At 46.1% G+C, this 2,557-nt stretch carries 3 protein-coding genes; 2 read left to right on the top strand and 1 reads right to left on the bottom strand.

Annotated features, from left to right (window positions below):
- The first annotated feature begins 667 nt into the window (after positions 1–667).
- Both NGM66_RS14390 and NGM66_RS14410 read left to right on the top strand, forming a co-directional pair.
- The gene (locus tag NGM66_RS14390; protein ID WP_373418494.1) at positions 668–904 is read left to right on the top strand and encodes an ATP-binding cassette domain-containing protein; all 237 of its coding nucleotides are present in this window, start codon (positions 668–670) and stop codon (positions 902–904) included.
- Positions 905–1,249: 345 nt separating this feature from the next.
- Complete coding sequence (locus NGM66_RS14410) at positions 1,250–1,432, top strand: hypothetical protein (RefSeq protein WP_506530931.1); 183 nt, start codon at positions 1,250–1,252, stop codon at positions 1,430–1,432.
- A gap of 2 nt (positions 1,433–1,434) precedes the next feature.
- Here the strand turns inward: NGM66_RS14410 and NGM66_RS14145 are convergent, their stop codons facing one another.
- Positions 1,435–1,563 (bottom strand): hypothetical protein, encoded by a 129-nt coding sequence (locus tag NGM66_RS14145; protein WP_258115840.1) that lies wholly within the window; start codon positions 1,561–1,563, stop codon positions 1,435–1,437.
- Positions 1,564–2,557: the final 994 nt, after the last annotated feature.

Raw genomic sequence — 2,557 nt, 5'->3', positions numbered from 1 at the left:
CACGGAAGTTAAGCTTTAGCACGCCGATAGTAGTTGGGGGATCGCCCCCTGCGAGGATAGGACGTTGCCACGCGAGTAAAGGAACCCTGTGAGGGTTCCTTTTTTTATACCAAAAATTAAAGTGGCGGACGAAGACAGGCCCAATGGCGGGTGGACCGCGACCGAGCGAAACGGCTATGACTGGTACCCGACGCATGTTTGCTGTTTGCTAGATGATGGTAGACAGTCAATTCGGCTGGAAATGGCTAGTTTTAGCATGTTAAGTCATACTGTAGCAATGATCTTTAGGTGATCTCGGTTTGTCTACAGTCAAACCAATTTAAAAAGGTAACGACACTTCCGATAGGGGAGGGGGCGTTACCTTTTTGTGTAGGAATTTAAAGCTGTTGGATAGTTAGGCATGATGGAACACGTTAATGCTGTCTGATTTTTAAAGTTCTGAATCTCTAGTATTTTCTGGCGAGTATGACTGCAGCAATTAGACCCGTAAATTCACAAGTGGTTGCTATACCCAACTCCATGTCAACGGCATTGACGCTACCGCTAATGACACTAAGTCCTGCAAATAGCAGCAGACCAGCCCAATAGGCCAAGAAATGGTTAAGCGGGCTGACCAACGGCGGCTGTTTTGGGAGCCGCTTCTGTAGCCGTCCCCTGAAGACCATCTATGGGATACAGGAGAACATGGTTCAAGTGGTGGGATCACGAAAAAGGATTCGGACACCATGTCATTTTACAGGATATGAATTTTTCGTTTTCGGTCGGTAAAATTGTTGGGTTGGTTGCTCCCAATGGTGCGGGTAAGACGACGATTATGAAAATATTGTTGGGCTTTCGGCCAAGGACGCGGGGAACGTTCGGGTTTCGGGTCAAGCCGTTTCGGCCAAAGCGTATACAGTCGTAACACAACAGGTCGGCGTCCTAATTGAGCAACCGGCGATCTATCCGTTCTTGAGTAGCTGGTAACATCTGCGACTAGTGACGCATTCGGTTGAACAACTAGCGTGGATCGTGCAAGCCCTGCAGAGGGGCGGGCTTAAGCTATGGAAAAAATAATACGACAAGAAATTTTTAAGTTCAGGCATCAACGATTGATCGGTTTGGCACCGGTCATTTTGATTGTTCTAATGGTTGGGTTAGCAACGACGACGCATGGTGCATCAGTTGGAAATCAGAAATTCTACATTTCATTGGCGTATGGTGGGTTTCGTGGCTGACGATGTTCATCATTGTGATTGGTGCCAGTTGTGTGACGAGGGAATTTGAATACGGGACGGTCAAACAATTGGCCACTCAGGTGAATCATCGTTGGGTGGCCTGCGTGGGGAAGTATGTGTTAGTTTTCGTGTATAGTGCGTTGATCATTGTCGTAACGGGGATATTGAAGATGGGTGTTAGTCGGCATCTGATGTGGCGAGCCGTTTACTTTTAACATTAATCCTTGCTGGCAAATCTCGTGACAAATGCGTGACTGGATATGTATGGTGACTTGATGATCATTGGGTTGATGTTCTTACTGGCAAGCTGTAGTCGAAATAGTGCCGCGGCAATCTTCATTGGCATGGGCAGTTGTTGTATGGGTGAAGAGGTCTCTAGTTTAGGTTTATAGTCATTTCAGTCTGTGGTGCCCATACTGAAATGAAATCCGCTTAACATGCTTTTCTTGCAGGAACAGTATGGCAATCCTGGTTAGCAATAATCCGTGACTTATTTGACGATCCAGCAGTTGCGCGTCGGCAATCTCGTCTAGGCACTGGTCTTTATCAGCGTGGGCGCAACAATCTTTTTTAAACGGCGAATTTAGACAGAGCGGGGAAATACGAGGGACGTTGCTGACGCCGCTTCAAACGGAAGACCTGACACTTCCTTAGAGAATAGAGGGAGAGTCAGGTCTTTTAATCCTCATAGGGTGGTGACATAGATTACTTGGATTGCTAATACTTGGCCATTGGGACATCTGGGGTGCGCAGCGGGTGACCGACCAGATTACTGCTGGGAAGAAACGTTACGCAACACTGACTGCTGGCAGGTATTGCCCGTAGCCGTTAATTGGCTGAGTTGCGGATTGGGTAATGATGATTAGTGGGGAGGTAGTGGCTTCGTGTGCCGAGGGTGTTGGTTCGCCAGTAGTTGGTTTTTGACTGATACCGATTGATCAGTGTTCATGGAAAATGATGGGGCTTGGTTAGCCGGAAGCGGCTTGTCAGGGCATTAACTGAGATTACGCGTATCGGCGGAATACCAAGAAGCGGATTTTGCTGTTTTTCGCTGAGTAATCCAAGCACTTGAGAATTGTTTGAATTTTTTATTGACACTGTGACGATGTGCATGGTATATTATCTAAGTTGTCTTTTGCGGCAGCGGCTCATTAATTCGAAAAAGTCAAATTGCTTGTTGACAAGTAGTCTGACATCATGGTATATTAATTGAGCTGCTTCATTAGGCAGCCAATAATTCACGGTTTAAGTTAATTAAACTTTTTGTTGACATCATATCAGTTAGATGGTATGATAATTAAGTTGTCTGCGAGAGCAGATGATTGGTAGACCTTTGAAAA

The sequence above is a fragment of the Levilactobacillus yiduensis genome (assembly GCF_024718525.1).
GTDB lineage: Bacteria > Bacillota > Bacilli > Lactobacillales > Lactobacillaceae > Levilactobacillus > Levilactobacillus yiduensis.
The sequence above is the reverse complement of the archived record's forward strand: the minus strand, read 5'-3'. Positions and strand labels throughout refer to the sequence as shown.

Excerpts from the sequence above, each read along its gene's own strand:
- NGM66_RS14390 (WP_373418494.1), top strand. The coding sequence starts at position 668 with ATGGGATACAGGAGAACATGGTTCAAGTGGTGGGATCACGAAAAAGGA.
- NGM66_RS14145 (WP_258115840.1), bottom strand. The coding sequence starts at position 1,563 with ATGCCAATGAAGATTGCCGCGGCACTATTTCGACTACAGCTTGCCAGT.